Here is a 17,856-nt window from a genome sequence, read left to right as displayed (position 1 = left end):
CATCCCCCCCGCCCCGGCCTTCCTTTCAATGCTCAAGGGACTGCTCAAACTCCTGCTTGTCTGCGCCGTGGCCGCGGGCTTGGCCTACCTCTATCAGCGCCACCGCGACTTTGACGGGCGCATGGAGACCCTCGAGCAGAACCGGCAGTCCGTGGAGGACCTCCGCAGGGAGGTCCAGGACCTGCAGCAGCGGCTGAACGAGGCCACCGAGCGGGTCCGGCGTCTTGAATCGGACCCCGTTGAGCGGGCCGCCGTCGTGCGCCAGATGCGCAAGTTTGCCGGGGACGACGAAAGGGTCTACCGCATGGAGGGGGAAGGGGCCGGCCCCGACCCCGTCTCCGGGGCCCCCGCCGCCCCGGCCCAACAGGCCCCCTAGCGCTTGTCCGGGGGCAGGGAGAACACGTCCATGGATGCCTTGGAGGCCCTCCGAACCCGCCGCTCTGTCCGGCGCTATGACCCCGCGCGGGACATTTCCCGGGAAACCCTCGGGCAGATCGTGGACTGCGGCCGTCTGGCCGCCTCCGCGCGCAACACCCAGCCGTGGGAGTTTGTCGTGGTGACGGAAGCCGCCCGCCGCGCCGAAATCGCCGCCCTGGCCACCCACGGCAGGTTCATCGCCGACGCCTCCGCCTGCATCGCCGTGTTCTGCCGCGACGGCGACTACCCGCTGGAGGACGGCTGCGCCGCCACCCAGAACATCCTGGTCGCGGCCCGCGCGCTGGGTCTCGGCACCTGCTGGGTCGCCGGCGCGCGCAAGGACTACGCCCCCGCCGTGGCGGCGCTTCTGGGCGCTCCCGAAGATGTCCGGCTGGTCAGCCTGGTCGCCGTGGGACACCCCCTCGACATTCCCTCCCCCGCAAAGCGCCCCCTGGCCGAAGTTCTCCACTGGGACACGTTCTGAGCCCCTGCGGCGCGCCCGGCGGCCGCATTGAACGCTTCCTTTTTTTTCGCCGATGGTGTAGAATGCAGCGGGGTGCGCGCGGTTCCCGGCCCGATACCACCGGGACACTGTGTACTCTTCCCGGGCATGGCGGTCCGGGGCAGGAGGAGAAGTCTGATGTCGTGGGGCGACACAAAGGCTGGTCAGCTTCCGGCGGGCTCCGGAGACGGCGCGGGGGTCCGCGCCGCCATGTTTCCCCTCGGGCGTTTCGAGCGCCTGCCGGTGCTTGTGTTTGTGGGCGGACTGCTGCTTGAGCTGGTCGCCTCCTATGTCGCCACCCTCTACCTCAAGCGCCCCTACAACACCATCGACGAGCTTACAAGCCTGACGGCCACCGGTGTCATGTGCGCGGGCACGCTGATGTACCTGAGGGCCTTCCGCGCCGTCTCCTGGGACGCCGCGGCCGCGTCGGGCCTGATAATCTTCTCCAAGGCGCTGGACATGGTCCGCGAGATGCGCGTGTTCAACACGGTGCCCCTCGTCGGCATGGACGACCCCCGCAGCATATCGGTCAAGTCGGTCCTCTTCGCCGCCGGGGGCGCGCTGATCATCATCGCCCTGTTTCGCGCCGTGCGGACCATCGCCCTCGCCGGCTGGAAGCTCGAGCGCCAGAACCAGATACTGGTGCGGGAGCAGCACGAGCGGGAGCGCGCCGCCGCCGCCCTGCGCGACTCCGAGGCCATGCTCCACCTCGTGATCGAGAGCATTCCCGAGGCCGTCTGGTGGAAGGACCGCGACTCGCGCTACATGGGGGCCAACATGCAGCTCGCCGAGATTCTCGGCGCGGCGTCGCCAGAGGACCTTTTCGGCAGGCGCGACACGGACTTCCCCCACCTGGGCGGGCTGGCTGAGCGGTATCTGGCGGATGACCTTGATGTCATGCGCAAGAACGCCCCCGTGTTCAACATCGTGGAGGAGGTGCGCTATCCGGACGGGACCGCCCGCAACGTCCGGACCAACAAGGCGCCCCTTTACGACGCCGACGGGGACATCATCGGCACCCTGGGCTTCTGCCGCGACATCACGGAGGACCGGAAGCTCGAAGCGGAGCGCGCCCGCCTTGTTGCGGCGCTCAACCAGTCCGAGGAGCTGGTGCTCATCACCAACCCCGACGGGGTCATTGAGTATGCGAACCAGGCCTTTGAGAAGGTTTCCGGGTTCTCCTCCGCCGACGTCTACGGCCGCGACCTGGACGCGACCCTGAGCACGGACCATCCGCCGGAGCAGTACCGCGCCCTGGTGGGCCAGGTGATGCGCGGCGAGGTGTGGCAGGGCCATCTGACCAATCTCCGCAAGGACGGCTCCGTCTACGAGGTGCTGGCCACCATCTCCCCCGTCCGCGATGAGGAGGGGACGCTCATCAACTACGTTATCCTCGAGCGCGACGTGACCGAGGACCGCAAGGTGGAGCTGCAGATCCGCCAGGCCCAGAAGATGGAGGCCCTGGGCCAGCTCGCCGGAGGGGTGGCCCACGACTTCAACAACCTGCTCCAGGTGGTCAGCGGGCACATTGAGCTCACCCTTGCCAGGGTGGCGGGCAACATTCCCGTCTCGGAGCAGCTCCGCAACGCGTCGGACGCCGTCATGCGGGCGGCGCGCCTGGTGCGGCAGCTGCTCATTTTCAGCAGACACCAGGACTTGACACGGGAAAACCTCGACCTCAACACCTGCGTCCAGGAGCTGCTCAAGATGCTCCGGCGCTACATCGGCGAGCATGTCGGCATCCTCTTCAAGCCCGACGGCTCCGACACGCGGTTTGTGGGCAGCGCCGTGCAGATGGAGCAGCTGATCATGAACCTCTGCATCAACGCCAGGGACGCCATGCCCGAGGGCGGCGTGATCACCCTGGAGACGGGACTGCTGCGGCTCGACCAGATTCCCGTCGACTTCCCCTGGGCGGCCCCGGGGGAACACGTGTTTCTCCGCGTGCGCGACACCGGGTGCGGCATGTCCCGGGAAACGATCGAGCATGTGTTCGAGCCCTTCTTCTCCACCAAGGAGGTGGGCAAGGGCACCGGCATGGGCCTGGCCACGGTCTACGGCGTGGTCAAGCAGCACAACGGTGTCGTCACCGTTGAAAGCGCGCCCGGCGCGGGCACCGTCTTCTCCGTTTTTCTTCCGGCGGGGGGGCACGTCGCCGAGGAGGCCAGGGGTCCGGTGGAAGACCCGTTCCCCGAGGACCCGGGCGGGGTCGAGACGCTGCTGTTTGCCGAGGACGACCCGGACATACGAAAACTGGGGTATGAGTTCCTCACCGCGTCGGGCTACCGGGTGATCCCCGCCGCCGACGGGGAGGAGGCCCGCCGCCTGTTTGAGGCCCATGCCGACGAGATTGCCCTGGTGGTCTCCGATGTCATCATGCCGGGCCTGTCCGGCGGGCGGCTTCATGAGGAGATCGTCGCCATCCGCCCCGGGGTGCCCTTCCTTTTCACCAGCGGCTACAGCCGGGACGAACTGCGGGACACCGCTCTGCCGGAGGTCAAGGGCATCATCCTCCGGAAGCCCTACCTCCGCGCCCGCCTGCTGCGGGCGGTGCGCGCCGTGCTGGACCACACCGGCCCCATCCCCGGGGATCCCGAAACGCGGTTCCTGTGACCTGAAACAGGGAAAAGGCCCGGCGCGGGGTGCGTCCCCGCGCCGGGCCGGCTGTTTCGGAATGCGCCTACTTCTTCAGGGCCTTGCCCGCGTCGCCGCCGATCCGCACCTTGAACCCGAGGTTCCTGCACACGGCCACCAGCTCCTGCAGGATGTCGCCGTAGCCGATCACGATGTGGTTGGACATGTGCGTCGCCATGAGCTCGTCGCGGCCGTAGCCGGGGATGTGCACGTTGGCGATGGGCCACGTCGGCGTGGTCTTGTCCAGACGGTCCCGCAGCTCCGCCTCCGGCAGGTCCACCACCTCGCCCGTGCCGCAGTCCATGCCCAGCTCGCCGTAGGCCTCCCAGCAGCGCGCCCACGTGATCACGCCCGGCTTCGACACGCCGGAGCAGGTGCCGCCGCCCATCGGGAAGTACAGCGCCGACTGCCGGTACACATGCGTCTTCTTCCACCCGCCGAAGTGCGCGGGCGGCGCGCCGCCGGAAATCAGGAACACCCAGACAAACTTGCCCGCATGCTCCCCGCCCCACCGCACGTCGTGCAGCGTGGTCTCGGAGGGCATTCCCTTCCGCTCGTAGATCTCGTGCATCAGCAGCTGCGGCACGCCCGCGCCGATGTCGCCCTCGTTGAAGTGGGGGATCGGCTTCCCCGCGTGGACCGGCTTTCCGGACTCCGGCCCCTTCACCGCCGGACGGTCCGCGTTGTTCAGCATGCCCTCGACCAGGTCGGAAGCGGGCACGCAGCGCGCCAGCCCGAGCTGGTAGGGGATGCCCACGCTGCTCAGGCCGTAGCGCTCCACAAAGCGGCACGCCGCCACATACATCTTCATCTGCGAGAGCACCTGGTCGTACGTCAGCTCCGTGAACTTGTTCGGGCCCCAGTGGAAATGCGTACCCTTCCGCAGCAGGAAGTCCAGGCACTTCTGGGCCTCCCCGTCGCTGACCAGCGCCATCTCCGCCATCAGGTCGCTCTGGTTCAGGTACTCGACCGGCATGCCCGCCGCGCCCAGCTTCGCCGGGTCCATCACCGCGTTCAGCATTCCCATGCAGCCGGGGTCAAACTGCCCCATGATCCGCCGCTCCCGCAGGATCGTGTCCGCCAGGTCCTTCCCGAAGGCCTCCGCCGCCGCCGAAATCTTCACCTTCGCGGCGTCTGTCAGGTGCGCGGCGCTGTGCGTCACCTTCCCCTTCTCGCACCACTCCTTCAGCTTGTCCATGAAGAACGGGTCCGCGGCGAAGGACTCCGTCCACAGCCGCGAATGCCGCACGTTCAGCCGGTCCAGCGACGCCGAATGGTTAAGGAGCGCCACCAGCCCCGGCCACGTGCCGTCGAAGTTCGCCAGCAGCAGGATCGGCCCCCGGTGCGTCTGCAGCGGCCCCGCCACATGGTGGGCGAAGGCCCAGATGTTCAGCACCACGATCACCGGCGCGTCCGGCTCCATCTCCCGGAAAGTCGCCGCGCCCTCGCGCTGGCTTGTCACAAAGCCGTGCTTCCGCTTCGCGTCATGCTTCGGCAGCAGCACCGGGGAATACCCCAGCTTCTTCAGCGCCTTGGCCACCTGGTCCAGCGTCTGCTTCTGCAGCGGCCATCCCGCCACGCACGCCGGCGGGCGCGCGTCCCCGTTCGACACCAGATACACCGTATTCTTCGCCATGACAAGCCACTCCTGAGTTTTCGGTTGTGCGCCGGTGCGGCGCGGTTTCACAGATTCCCCCCATTGTATGCCCCGGCCCGGGAAAGGTCAAACCTTCCGGGCCCTGTGCTACTATATCCGGCGAGCCCCGGGGGACGTTGCCATGCCCATAAGTTGGAACGAGATTCGGCAGAACGCCATCCATTTCTCGCGCGAGTGGTGCGAGGAGCGCAGGGAAGAGGCCGAGGCCAAGACCTTCTGGGATGAGTTCTTTGGGGTTTTCGGCATCCGCCGCCGGACCGTCGCCAGTTTCGAGGAGCCCGTCCGGGGCATCAAGGGCACCTACGGGTTCATAGACCTTTTCTGGCCGAAGATGGCCCTCGCCGAGCACAAGAGCCGGGGGCATTCCCTCGACAAGGCCGAATCCCAGGCGTTCCGGTACATTCAGGATCTGGCCCGGGAGGGGCGGGCGGAGGAGTCCCCCCGTTATGTCATTCTCTCCGACTTTGGCCGTGTTGTTCTGTACGATCTGGAACCGGACGAGCAGCTGGACCTCCCGCTGTTCGACTCCATCCGCTTTACCCGGGAGGAGTTCGCCCTCGCCGATTTCCACAGGAACATCCACCTGTTCGCGTTCATCCCCGGATACAAGCAGCACAAATTCGAAGACCAGGACCCCATCAACCTGAAGGCGGTGGAAATCCTCGGGCGGCTGCACGACACGCTTTATGACGGCGGCTACCGCGGGCATGATCTGGAGCGCTTCCTGGTGCGGGTGCTTTTCTGCCTGTTCGCGGAGGACACGGGGCTTTTCGAGCGCGAAACCTTTCGCCTGTATCTGGAGAACCGGACCAAGCCCGACGGGTCCGATCTCGGGCCGCACCTGGCAAGGCTGTTCGAGGTGCTGGACACGCCCGTCGAGGGGAGGCAGGCGAACCTGGACGACACGCTGGCGGGCTTTCCGCATGTGAACGGCGCCCTCTTCGCGGAGCACCTGCGGTTTGCCGACTTCAACCGCGCCATGCGCGACGCGCTGCTCGCCTCCACGCGGTTCGACTGGTCCAAAATCTCCCCCGCCGTTTTCGGGTCCCTCTTTCAGTCCGTGATGGAGCCGGCGGACCGCCGGCAGGTGGGCGGCCACTACACCAGCGAGCGCGACATCCTGAAGATTGTGCGCTCCCTTTTCCTGGACGACCTCGCCGCCGAGTTCGAGCGCATCAAGGACAACAAGCCCCGGCTGCGGGCCTTTCTGGCCAAACTGCGCGGCCTGCGGCTGCTCGATCCGGCCTGCGGCTGCGGAAACTTCCTGGTCATCGCCTACCGCGAGCTCCGCCGCCTTGAGCTGCGCGCACTGAAGGCGCTCTGCGGCGGACAGCAGGAGATGGACATCCGCCAGATGGCGTCTGTGGACGTGGACCAGTTCTTCGGCATTGAGCTGATGGAATGGCCCGCCCGGATTGCCGAGGTGGCCATGTGGCTCATGGACCACCAGATGAACCTGGAGCTTTCGGAGGTCTTCGGGGAGTATGTGGTGCGCCTGCCGCTGCGCCGGAGCGCGCACATCGCCATCACCAACGCGCTGCGCTGCGACTGGTCGGAGGTGCTTCCCCCGGGCGAGTGCTCCTATGTGCTGGGAAATCCCCCTTTTGTCGGGGCCAAGTTTCAGACCCCGGAACAGCGCCAGGACATGGCCCTCGTGGCGAGGGACCTTCCCAACTACGGGCTGCTCGACTATGTGACCGGGTGGTATTTCAAGGCGGCGGACTACCTCCGCGAAACCCCCATCCGGGCCGCCTTCGTGTCCACCAACTCCATCTCACAGGGGGAGCAGGTGGGGGTGCTCTGGGGGGAACTGCTGCGCCGGGGCGTCCGCATCCGCTTCGCGCACCGCACCTTCCCCTGGGAAAGTGAGGCGCGCGGCAAGGCCCATGTCCATGTCGTGATCATCGGGTTCGGCCATGGCGACGCCAACGGACGCACGCTCTATTCCTACCATGGCGATGCGGTCACCGCCACCAAGGCCCGAAACATCAGCCCCTACCTCGTCGAGGGGCCGAACGCCGTGATTGTCAACCGGTCCAAACCCCTGTGCGATGTGCCGGAGATCGGCATCGGCAACAAACCCATAGACGACGGAAACTACCTGTTCACCCCGGAGGAGAAGGCCGAGTTCCTGCGGCTGGAGCCCGCCGCAAAGCCGTTCTTCCGTCCGTGGACGGGCGCCGATGAATTCATTAACGGATACACGCGCTGGTGCCTGTGGCTGGGGGACTGCCCGCCAGAACAGCTCCGGCGCATGCCCCTGGCCATGGAGCGCGTGCAGGCTGTCCGCGCCTTCCGGCTTGCAAGCAAGAGCAAGCCGACCAATCTGCTGGCTCAGACGCCGACAAGGTTCCATGTGGAGAACATGCCAAAGGGCAAGTTTCTGGTCATTCCGGGCGTTTCTTCCGAACGGCGCCGCTACATCCCCATGGGGTTTCTCACGCCCCGCTACCTGGCCAGCAACCTGCTGAACGTCGTTCCCAAGGCGACACTCTTCGACTTCGGCGTGCTCACGTCCTTTATGCACATGTCCTGGATGCGTCATGTGGCGGGGAGGCTTGAGTCTCGTTACCGCTACTCCGCGAAACTGGTCTACAATAATTTCCCCTGGCCGAAGGACATTTCCCCGAAGCAGAAGGCTGCCGTGGAGGCGGCGGCGGCGGACGTGCTGCAAGTCCGGAAGCAGTATCCGAACGCCTCGCTTGCCGACCTGTACGACCCCCACGCCATGCCGGGCGCCCTCCTCAAGGCCCACACCAAACTGGACCGCGCGGTGGACCGGTGCTACCGGTCCCAGCCGTTCTCCAACGACGTGGACCGCATGGCCTACCTGTTTGCCCTCTACGAGGCCCACACCGCGCCCCTTTCCAAGCCGTCCCCCAGGCGCGCCAAACAGGGGGAGTGACGCCCCCCTCATCCGGCCTGGGAGCCGCATATCCCGTCATCACCACGGGGCGGCGGCTAGATTTCGGCGGGGCCGGTCTCTATAATGCAGTCTGCCCCCCGGCGGGGCGGAAGATTCCTTTTTGGCGTTTTTTTCCACAAGACACAAGGAGACTGTGACATGGCAGCAGCGCAATTCCACCACTTCGGCGTGCCCACTTCCTCGAAGCATGACCACGAGAACTACCTCGAGGGGGCAAAGGTCCATGTGAGCGACCCCGACACGCACCCCTTCCATGTGGAGTATCTCCGGTTTGAGGCGGACACGCCCATGCCCCCGGAGATCGTGAACGGCTGCCACGCGGCGTTCCTGGTGGACTCGCTGGACGAGGCGCTCAAGGGCTGCGAGGTCATCCTGCCGCCCTTCGACGCGACCGACGAGCTGCGCTGCGCGTTCATCAAGGACGGTGAGGCGGTGATCGAGGTGATGGAAAAGCGGAAGTAAGGGGACACCAACCCGGCGTTGGACCGGTCTAACAGGGAAAGAGGTAGAACCAATGGCCATGAAAAAACTTGTCAATAACCCGGAAAACCTGGTGCAGGAGCTGCTGGAGGGCTTTGCCCTCGCAAATGCCGGCAAAGTCGCCCTTTCCGGAAACAATCTGGTGGTCCGCCGGACGCCGAAGCCCCTGGACAAGGTGGCGGTGGTGACCCTGGGCGGCAGCGGCCACGAGCCCGCCCTCAGCGGCTATGTGGGCGAGGGCATGCTCGACATCAGCGTGCCCGGCGAGGTTTTCGCCGCCCCCGGGCCGCCCCGGGTGGTGGAGGCCCTGCGCGCCGCGAAGCGCGACGCGGGCATTCTGCTGGTCGTGCTCAACCACGCGGGCGACGTCATGTCCGCCAAACTCGCCCTGGACATGGCCAAACGCGAGGGCATCACGGTCCGTCAGGTCCTCACGCACGAGGACATTTCCGGCGGTTCCCGCGAGAACCCGGACGACCGCCGCGGGTTGGCGGGCTGCCTGCTTGTGATCAAGATCGCCGGCGCGGCCGCCGAGCAGGGCCGCCCCCTGGAGGAGTGCGCCGCCCTCGCCGAGCGCATGGAGGCCAACATGGCCACCCTGGCCGTCGCCCTTTCCGGCGCGACCCACCCCAGCACGGGCGAGGTCATCGCGGAGATCCCCGACGGCATGATGGTCGTGGGCATGGGCCAGCACGGCGAGGCCGGCGGCGGCACCCAGCCCCTCAAGACGGCCGACGCCACGGCGGAGATCATGCTGGAGGCGCTGCTGGCCGACATCCAGGCCCAGTCCGGCGACGAGCTGTTTGTGATGCTCAACGGCACCGGGGCGACCACGCTCATGGAGCTGTACCTCGTGCTCCGGCGTGTCAACCAGGTGCTGGAGGCCAAGGGCATGACCCTGGCCCGGTCGCTGGTCGGCGAGTTCCTCACGGTGCAGGAGATGGGCGGGTTCCAGATGTGCGTCGGCCGTCTCGACGACGAGCTGAAGGCCCTCTGGGACGCCCCCTGCGACTCCCCCGTGTGGACGGCGCGGTAGGAGGCGGCCGTGGCGGGGCACATCACGGTTGAAATCATGGCGGACATGCTCCGCGGGGCGGTGTCCGAAATCCGGGAGAACCACGAGCTGCTGGGCCGTCTGGACTCCGTCGGCGGCGACGGCGACCACGGCACCACCATGGTGCGCGCCATGGGCGCGGTGGAAAAGGCCGTCGGCGCGGCGGGCGGCGGGCTGAAGGCCCTGCTGTACGACGTCGGCTGGGCGGTCCTCGGCGCGGACGGCGGGTCCACGGGGCCGCTGTTCGGCATGCTGTTCATGGGCATGTCCGACGCCCTCGGCGAGGAGGAGGGGCTCGACCCGGCGCTGCTGGCCGCGGCGTTCCGGTCCGGCCTCGCCTCCGTGCGCGCCCAGACCAAGGCGCAGCCCGGCGACAAGACGATGATTGACGCGCTGGTGCCCGCCGTCGAGGCGCTGTGCGCGGCGGCGGAGGGCGGCGCGGAGGCGGCCGAGATGCTGCGCCTCGCCGCGGAGGCCGCCCGCGCGGGCGCGGAGGCGACCTCGGCCCTGCAGGCGCGCTTCGGGCGCGCCCGCAACATCAAAGAGCAGAGCATAGGAACCCAGGACCCGGGGGCCACCTCGGTGTCCCTCATTTTTAAGGGATTTCTAAAAGGAGCGGAACAACATGCCTGATGCGGAAAAATCGGCCGGCGCGGAGCGCAAGGACTACGGGATCGGTGTCCCCATGGAGACGCCGGGCTTCTTCCTGAAGGGGTCCGCCCACCTTCTCTGGGGCGCGAAGAACCGCCTCTCCCAGATCTTCAACCCGAAGTCCGGCCGCACGGTGATGCTGGCCTTCGACCACGGGTACATCATGGGGCCGACGACGGGGCTGGAGCGCCTCGACCTGGTCGTGCCGCCCCTCATCCCCCATGTGGACTGCCTCATGTGCACGCGGGGCGGGCTGCGCACGTGCATTCCCCCGGAGGTGCGCAAGCCCGTCGTCATGCGGTGCAGCACCGGCGCCACGGTCCTGCGCGAGCTGAGCAACGAGGTCATCGGCGTGACGGTGCAGGAGGCGCTGGCGCTGAACGCGTCGGCCATCACCGCCCAGGCCTGCATCGGCGCGGAGTTTGAGCGCGAGACCCTGGCCAACCTGTCCTACCTCATCAACGAGGGCAGCCGCTACGGGCTGCCCACCCTCGGCGTCACCGCCGTGGGCAAGGAGATGGTCCGCGACGCGCGCTACCTCGGCCTGGCCTGCCGCGTCATCGCCGAGCTGGGCGTCCACTTCGTGAAGACCTACTACTGCGAGCCGGGCTTCGAGGAGGTGGTCGCCGGGTGCCCCGTGCCGGTGGTCATCGCGGGCGGCAAAAAGCTGCCCGAGCTGGACGCCCTCAAGATGGCCCACAAGGCCATAGACCAGGGCGCCATGGGCGTGGACATGGGCCGCAACATCTTCGCGGCCGACGACCCGGTTGCCATGGCGCAGGCCGTGGGCGCCGTGGTCCACGAGCTGGCGGCCCCGGAGCGGGCCTTTGAACTCTACAACGACCTGAAAGGCAAGTAACCCGCCGAAAGGCGGCAGCAACAACCAAGGAGACGCGTCATGAAGGGCACCAAGAACATCGCGCTGGCGGGCCTGCTGGCCGCGGCGGTCACGCTGGCCGTCGTCACCGTCCTCGGTTCCGCGGGCGCGGAGGAGAAAAAGGCTGTGAAGATCAAGAAGTATCCCAACGAGCATTTCTACAAGGCCGACGGCACCTTCGACCAGGAAAAGGCCAAGCAGGCCTACTACGAGATGTTCGAGGCCTACGGCTACCCCGTCTACGACCGGCTGCGCACGGCCGAATTCTGGGTGACCGATTTCGGCCTCGGCAACTTCGCCGAGACAGGCATGGGCGGCATCTTCTGGCTGAACAACGAGAAGGACAGCTACTTCGGGCATGACATCTATCTCCTGCCCGGGCAGATGATCCCCGAACACAAGCATGTGAAGACGGCGAAGGGCGGCGCGAAGATGGAGGGCTGGCAGCCCCGGCACGGCTGGATTTACACCTACGGCGAGGGCACGCCCACGCCGGGGGTGGACGAGCGGATCCCGCCGTCCCACCGCAAGGCCGCCGTCGCCCGCACCGAGCAGAAGCTGATGCCCGGCGAGACCGCTGAACTCGCCGGCGCCGAGCAGTGGCACTGGATGCAGGCCCCCGAGGGCGCCATCGTGACCGAGTACGCCACCTTCCACGACGGCGACGGCCTGCGTTTCACCCTGCCCAACGTGAAACTGTGACTTCCCGCCCCTTTCGGGGCATGGCAAGTTTTTTTCGGGCACCCGTTCCCGGCGCCGGCCGGGGGCGGGTGTCCGGGGCATAACCGGAGCAATGAGATGAGCGCGCGGTATTCTTTGCCTGTCCTGGTGTGTTTGGCCCTGGTTGCCGGATGCGCGGCCGTGTCCCCCGCACCCGCGTCCGCGGAGGACGCCTGGTGGGCGGCGCCCCAGAACCGCGCCGCCGCCCTGCGCCGCGCCGTGGAGGATCTCGCCGCCGCCTTCCCCGGGCAGTACGCCGGGGCCCCGGAGTTCCTCCAGCGGCTGGACGCGCTGGACAAGCGCATCACCGCCGCGCAGGGCGACGACCTGAAGGCCGCCGCGGACGAGCTGACGGCCCTGCAGCGCGAGGCCCTGCTGGCCAACCCGCTGCTGGACTTCGACCGCCTCCTCCTCGTGCGCCGCGCCGAGGGCAGCATGGGCCTGCCCCAGAACTGGCAGGGCAACTGCTCCCTGCCGCGCGCCGGCTATGACAACGAGATCGCCGTGCTGTCGCCCGTGCGCCCGGACGGCGCCCTGACGACCCTCCACAAGCCCGAAAAGGACATCATGGTGGGCGATGTGGACCTCCACTTCGACGGCGAAAAGATGCTCTTCTCCATGATCGGCAGCCACAACCGCTGGCAGATATGGGAGATGAACGCCGACGGTTCCGGGCTGCGCCAGGTCACCTCCGGCGAATACCCCGATGTGGACAACTACGACCCCTGCTACCTGCCCGACGACCGGATCATCTTCGGGTCCACCGGCGTGTTCCACGGGGTGCCCTGCGTCGGCGGCAGCGACACGGTGGCCAACCTCTTCCGCATGGACGCCGACGGCGGCAACATGCGCCAGCTCAGCTTTGACCAGGACCACAACTGGTGCCCCACCCCGCTTGCCAACGGGCGCGTGCTCTACTCCCGCTGGGAGTACTCCGACACCCCGCACTACTTCAGCCGCATCCTCTTCAGCATGAACCCCGACGGCACCAACCAGGCGGAGTACTACGGCAGCAACTCCTACTGGCCCAACTCCCTCTTCTACGCCCGTCCGATCCCCGGGCACCCGACAGAGGTCGTGGCCATTGTGACCGGGCACCACGGCGTCGCCCGCATGGGCGAGCTGGTGCTGTTCGACCCGGCCCAGGGGCGCAAGGAGGGCGGCGGCGTCATCCAGCGCATCCCCGGTTTCGGGAAGCCCGTGGAGCCCGCCATCGTGGACCAGCTGGTGGACAACTCGTGGCCCAAGTTCCTGCATCCCTACCCCCTCAGCGGCAAATACTTCCTGGTCTCCTGCAAGCCCTCCCCCGAGTCCCCCTGGGGCCTCTATCTCACCGACGTCTTTGACAACCTCGTGCTCATCAAGGAGCTGCCCGGCCAGGCCCTGCTGGAGCCGGTCCCCCTCCGCAAGACGCAGCGCCCCCCCGTCGTGCCCGACCGCGTGAAGCCTGACACCGACAAGGCCACCGTCTACATCGCCGACATCTACCGGGGCGAGGGCCTGCGCGGCGTGCCGCGCGGCGTGGTCAAGAGCCTGCGCGTGTTTGAAATCTACTACGGCTACCCGAAGATGGGCGGCCACATCAACATCGGCATCGAGGGGCCGTGGGACGTCCACCGCATCCTGGGCACCGTGCCCGTGCTCGAGGACGGCTCCGCCTACTTCAAGATCCCCGCCAACATTCCCGTCGCGCTCCAGCCCCTGGACGCGCAGGGGCGCGCCGTGCAGCTCATGCGCAGCTGGTTCGTCGGCATGCCCGGCGAGGCCGTCTCCTGCATCGGCTGCCACGAGAAGCAGAACGAGACCCCGCCCGCCGCGCCCACCCTGGCGGTGCAGCAGGCGCCTGTGGACATCACCCCGTGGAACGGCCCCGCCCGCGGGTTCAGCTTCAAGCGCGATGTGCAGCCCGTGCTCGACCGCCACTGCGTCGGCTGCCACGACGACGCGGCCGCTGAGAAGAACCCCGACGTGCCGAACCTGTCCCCGCAGGACAAGAACGGCTGGAACAACTTCACGAAGTCCTACATCGCCCTGCATCCCTATGTGCGCCGCCCCGGCCCCGAGAGCGACTATCATTTGCTGCCGCCGATGGACTTCGGCGCCAACACCAGCCAGCTCATCCAGATGCTCGAAAAGGGCCATTACGGGGTGAAGGTTCCCCCGGAGGACATGGACCGCCTGTGCACCTGGATAGACCTCAACGTGCCCGACCACGGCACCTGGTCCGAGCACACCGCCATCCCCGAGAACTTCCACCAGCGCCGGCTGGAGATGCGGACGAAATATGCGGGCCGCCCCGAGGACCCCGAGGTGATCCCCGAACTGGACCCGGGCTCCCGGGTGTACCAGGCCCCGCCGCAGGAGAATCAGGCCGAACAGAAGCCCGTCAAGGCCGAGGGCTGGCCCTTCAACGCAAAGGCCGCCGCCGCCCGCCAGGCCGAAGCCGGCGCGGAAGCCCGCCGCACCGTGGACCTCGGGGACGGGGTTTCCCTGGAACTCGCCCTGGTGCCCGCCGGCCGTTTCGTCATGGGCGCGCCCGAGGGGTTCCCCGATGAAACCCCGCAGGCCGAAGCCGCCGTGGACGCTTCCTTCTACATGGGCGTGACGGAAGTCACCAACGCCCAGTACGCCCGGTTTGACCCCGCCCACAACAGCGGGTTCATTGACCAGCAGAGCAAGGACCACACGACGCCCGGCTATCCGGCGCAGGCGCCGGAAAACCCCGTCATCCGCGTTTCCTGGACGCGCGCCATGGCGTTCTGCGCGTGGCTGTCCGAGCAGACGGGCCTCGAATGCACCCTGCCGACCGAGGCCGAATGGGAATGGGCCTGCCGCGCCGGGTCAAGCCAGCCCTTCTGGTACGGGAATCTCGACACGGATTTCGCGCCCTTCGCCAACCTCGCGGACGAGTCCATCCGCCTGCTGGCCGTCTCGGGTGTCAACCCCCAGCCCATCCCCAAGCCCAGCCCCTTCGAGGACTTCCTGCCGAAGGACCCGCGCTTCAACGACGGCCAGCGGATCGTGTCCCCCGTCCGGCTCTACCAGCCGAACCCCTGGGGACTCCACGACATGCACGGCAACGTGGCCGAGTGGACCCTGTCCCTCTACCAGCCCTATCCCTACGCCGCGGACGACGGCCGCAACGACCCCGCCGCCGAAGGGCGGCGCGTGGCGCGCGGCGGGTCGTGGTTTGACAGGCCCAAGCGCGCCCAGGCGGGCAGCCGCCTGGGCTACGAGTCCTGGCAGCCCGTGTACGATGTGGGCTTCCGTGTGCTCGTGCGCGCCCCGAAGGACGCGAAATTGGCCGCCAACCACTAGGACACCCGCGGGGAAATGATCCGAAGACACGCAGCAGGAAGGGGGAGGGCGGGGGGCGCGACGGCCCTCTGCTGCCTCGGCCTCCTGTGCGCGTGCGCCTCCGGCGCGGCGGACCAGGTTTCGGAGCGCGCGGCCCTGCGCGCCGCGGTCGGGGACCTCGCGGAGACCTTCGGGGATGCCTATCCGCGCGGCGGCGCCTTTTTGGCGGCGCTGGACGCGCTGGCGTCGGACGACGCGGCGGGGCTGGAGGCCCTCCGCCGCGAGGCGCTCACCGCCAACCCCCTCGTGTCGGGACAGCCGGTCCTCTATGTGTCCCGGCGCCAGTACAAGCCCGACCACCACAACACCGCGACGATGTTTCAGACCGGGGAGATCAACACGGCGAATTTCGAGGGCGGCGGCGCGCTGCGCCTGCTCGACCCCGCCACCGGCGAAGTGCGCACCCTGCTGGACCTGCCCGGGGGCATCGTCCGCGACCCCGAAGTCAGTTTCGACGGGGCGCGGATCGTGTTCTCCCTGCGCCGGGACATCGGCGATGACTACCACATCCATGAAATGAACGCCGACGGGTCGGGGCTCACCCAGCTCACCTTCGCCCCGGCGGTCTCCGACATAGACCCCCTCTACCTGCCCGACGGCGGCATCGCCTTCTCCTCCACCCGCGAGCCGAAATACTGCATGTGCAACCGGCACATCATGTGCAACCTCCACCGCATGGACGCCGACGGCGCGAACATCGTCCAGATCGGCAAGAGCACCCTCTTCGAGGGCCACGGCGCGCTCCTGCCCGACGGCCGCATCCTCTACTACCGCTGGGAGTATGTGGACCGCAACTTCGGCGACGCCCAGGGCCTTTGGACCGTTTTTCCCGACGGCACCAACCACGCCGTCTACTGGGGGAACAACACGCCGTCCCCCGGCGCGGTCCTTGACGCCCGCCCCGTGCCCGGCACCGCCCAGACGCTCTGCGTGTTCGGCTCCTGCCACGACCGGCCCTGGGGCGCGCTGGCGCTCATTGACCGGCGGCTCGGCCTTGACGGCGCGCCCGGCGGCGTGCGCAGCCCCTCCGTCCTGCGGACCTGGCCCGCCGACGCCATCGAAAGGGTCGGCGACGGCGACGAGGCGCGATTCAACTTTGACAGCTTCATCCCCGTCTCGCCGAAATACGAGGATCCGTACCCGCTCAGCGACAAGTATTTCCTCTGCTCCCGCATGACCGGCGTCGGCGAGGTCATGGGCATCTACCTTGTGGACGTCTTCGGCAACGAGATCCTCCTGCACGCCGAGGGGACCGACGAGTCGGCCCGGGGCTGTTTCGACCCCATGCCGCTCGCGCCGCGCTTCCGTCCGCCCGCAACGCCGGTCCGCAGGGATTACGAGGCCGCCGGCTGCTGCGATCCGCCGGACGCGCAGCCGGCCCCCTACGGCGCGGGCTGCGGCCAGTTCTACGTCGCCGACGTGTACGAGGGGACCCACATGGAGGGCGTGGCGCGCGGGACGGTCAAGTGGCTGCGCGTGGTGGCCTCCCCGGAAAAGCGCCACTGGACCGCCCCCCCGTGGGAGGGGCAGGGGCAGGCCGCGCCCGCCATGGCCTGGCACGACTTCAACAACAAGACCATCCTCGGCACCGTGCCCGTGGAGGAGGACGGCTCCGCCTACTTCTCCGCGCCGTCCGACACCTTCATTTACTTTCAGCTGCTTGACGGGCGGGGGATGATGGTGCAGTCCATGCGCAGCGGCACGGTCATCCAGCCCGGGGAGACCCAGGGCTGCGTGGGCTGCCACGAGCACCGGCTCGGTTCGGCGCCGTCCCTGCTGTCCGCCCAGCCGCGCGCCCTGCACCGCCCGCCGGACACCCTGACCGGGTGGCACGGCCCCGCGCGCACCTTCAGCTACACCCGCGAGGTGCAGCCGGTCTTCGACCGCCACTGTGTGCGCTGCCACGACTTCGGGAAGGACGCCGGGAGTGTCCTCACCCTGGCGGGGGACCGCGACCTGGTGTTCAACGCCTCCTACAACGAGCTGTGGCGGAAGAAATACGTCGCCGCCGTGGGCGCCGGCCCGGTGCAGACGCAGCCCGCCCTCTCCTGGGGCTCCCACGACAGCAAACTCGTCCGCGTGCTGCTCGACGGGCACGAGGGCGTGGAGCTCAGCCCGGAGGAGTTCGACCGCATCGTGACCTGGGTGGACATCAACGCGCCCTACTATCCCGAATACGCCTCAGCCTATCCGCAGAACCTGGCGGGGCGCAGTCCTCTGGACGATGCGCAGGTGGACCGGCTCTCGAAACTCACCGGGGTGCGCTTCCGGGAACTGATGAACTTTTCCCGGGACCGCGGCCCCCAGATCGCCTTCGAGCGGCCCCGGCTCAGCCCCTGCGTGCAGGGCTTGAAAAAGAAGGACCGCGCGGCGTACAAGGAGGCGGTGGAGATCATCAAGGCGGGCCGCGACCAGCTCCGCGCGCGGCCCCGGGCGGACATGGACGGGTTCGTCGCCTGCCCGCTCGACCAGGAGCGGGAACAACGGTATGAACGGCGGCGCGCGGTGGAAATCCGCAACCGCGAGTCTGTATACAGGGAGACAAAGGTCTACGACCGGAACTGAATCCGGCAAGGGA

At 67.9% G+C, this 17,856-nt stretch carries 12 protein-coding genes; 11 read left to right on the top strand and 1 reads right to left on the bottom strand.

Annotation, left to right across the window (positions count from 1 at the left end; genetic code table 11):
- The first annotated feature begins 28 nt into the window (after nucleotides 1–28).
- The 3 genes from GXY15_03220 (at nucleotide 29) to GXY15_03210 (ending at nucleotide 3,535) form a co-directional block, all read left to right on the top strand.
- The gene (locus GXY15_03220; GenBank protein ID NLV40225.1) at nucleotides 29–376 is read left to right on the top strand and encodes a hypothetical protein; all 348 of its coding nucleotides are present in this window, start codon (nucleotides 29–31) and stop codon (nucleotides 374–376) included.
- A 30-nt stretch (nucleotides 377–406) separates the two neighbouring features.
- Nucleotides 407–901 (top strand): nitroreductase family protein, encoded by a 495-nt coding sequence (locus GXY15_03215; protein NLV40224.1) that lies wholly within the window; start codon nucleotides 407–409, stop codon nucleotides 899–901.
- Nucleotides 902–1,057: 156 nt separating this feature from the next.
- A complete protein-coding gene (locus GXY15_03210) occupies nucleotides 1,058–3,535 on the top strand; it encodes a PAS domain-containing protein (protein NLV40223.1) in 2,478 nt (825 codons plus the stop codon).
- A 67-nt stretch (nucleotides 3,536–3,602) separates the two neighbouring features.
- Here the strand turns inward: GXY15_03210 and GXY15_03205 are convergent, their stop codons facing one another.
- The gene (locus tag GXY15_03205) at nucleotides 3,603–5,192 is read right to left on the bottom strand and encodes a fucose isomerase (protein NLV40222.1); all 1,590 of its coding nucleotides are present in this window, start codon (nucleotides 5,190–5,192) and stop codon (nucleotides 3,603–3,605) included.
- A 142-nt stretch (nucleotides 5,193–5,334) separates the two neighbouring features.
- On the opposite strand from GXY15_03205, the gene GXY15_03200 reads away from it, so the two are divergent.
- The 8 genes from GXY15_03200 to GXY15_03165 all read left to right on the top strand — a co-directional run bounded on the left by GXY15_03200 (nucleotide 5,335) and on the right by GXY15_03165 (nucleotide 17,843).
- Complete coding sequence (locus tag GXY15_03200; GenBank protein NLV40221.1) at nucleotides 5,335–8,118, top strand: class I SAM-dependent DNA methyltransferase; 2,784 nt, start codon at nucleotides 5,335–5,337, stop codon at nucleotides 8,116–8,118.
- 159 nt (nucleotides 8,119–8,277) lie between these two features.
- A complete protein-coding gene (locus GXY15_03195; protein NLV40220.1) occupies nucleotides 8,278–8,601 on the top strand; it encodes a hypothetical protein in 324 nt (107 codons plus the stop codon).
- Nucleotides 8,602–8,653: 52 nt separating this feature from the next.
- Nucleotides 8,654–9,655 (top strand): dihydroxyacetone kinase subunit DhaK, encoded by a 1,002-nt coding sequence (locus tag GXY15_03190; GenBank protein ID NLV40219.1) that lies wholly within the window; start codon nucleotides 8,654–8,656, stop codon nucleotides 9,653–9,655.
- 9 nt (nucleotides 9,656–9,664) lie between these two features.
- Nucleotides 9,665–10,306, top strand: a complete 642-nt coding sequence (gene dhaL, locus GXY15_03185) for a dihydroxyacetone kinase subunit L (GenBank protein NLV40218.1) — start codon at nucleotides 9,665–9,667, stop codon at nucleotides 10,304–10,306.
- The gene (lsrF, locus tag GXY15_03180) at nucleotides 10,299–11,183 is read left to right on the top strand and encodes a 3-hydroxy-5-phosphonooxypentane-2,4-dione thiolase (GenBank protein NLV40217.1); all 885 of its coding nucleotides are present in this window, start codon (nucleotides 10,299–10,301) and stop codon (nucleotides 11,181–11,183) included. Before dhaL ends, lsrF begins: the two co-directional genes overlap by 8 nt.
- 144 nt (nucleotides 11,184–11,327) lie before the next feature.
- On the top strand, nucleotides 11,328–11,903 hold the full coding sequence (locus GXY15_03175; GenBank protein ID NLV40216.1) for a hypothetical protein: 576 nt from the start codon (nucleotides 11,328–11,330) through the stop codon (nucleotides 11,901–11,903).
- A gap of 159 nt (nucleotides 11,904–12,062) precedes the next feature.
- Nucleotides 12,063–15,239 carry an SUMF1/EgtB/PvdO family nonheme iron enzyme gene (locus GXY15_03170; protein NLV40215.1) on the top strand — a complete coding sequence of 1,059 codons (3,177 nt, stop codon included), beginning with the start codon at nucleotides 12,063–12,065 and terminating at the stop codon, nucleotides 15,237–15,239.
- 15 nt (nucleotides 15,240–15,254) lie between these two features.
- On the top strand, nucleotides 15,255–17,843 hold the full coding sequence (locus GXY15_03165) for a hypothetical protein (GenBank protein NLV40214.1): 2,589 nt from the start codon (nucleotides 15,255–15,257) through the stop codon (nucleotides 17,841–17,843).
- The last annotated feature ends 13 nt before the right edge of the window (nucleotides 17,844–17,856 follow it).

Source organism: Candidatus Hydrogenedentota bacterium, from assembly GCA_012730045.1.
Taxonomy (GTDB): domain Bacteria; phylum Hydrogenedentota; class Hydrogenedentia; order Hydrogenedentales; family CAITNO01; genus JAAYBR01.
The sequence above is the reverse complement of the archived record's forward strand: the minus strand, read 5'-3'. Positions and strand labels throughout refer to the sequence as shown.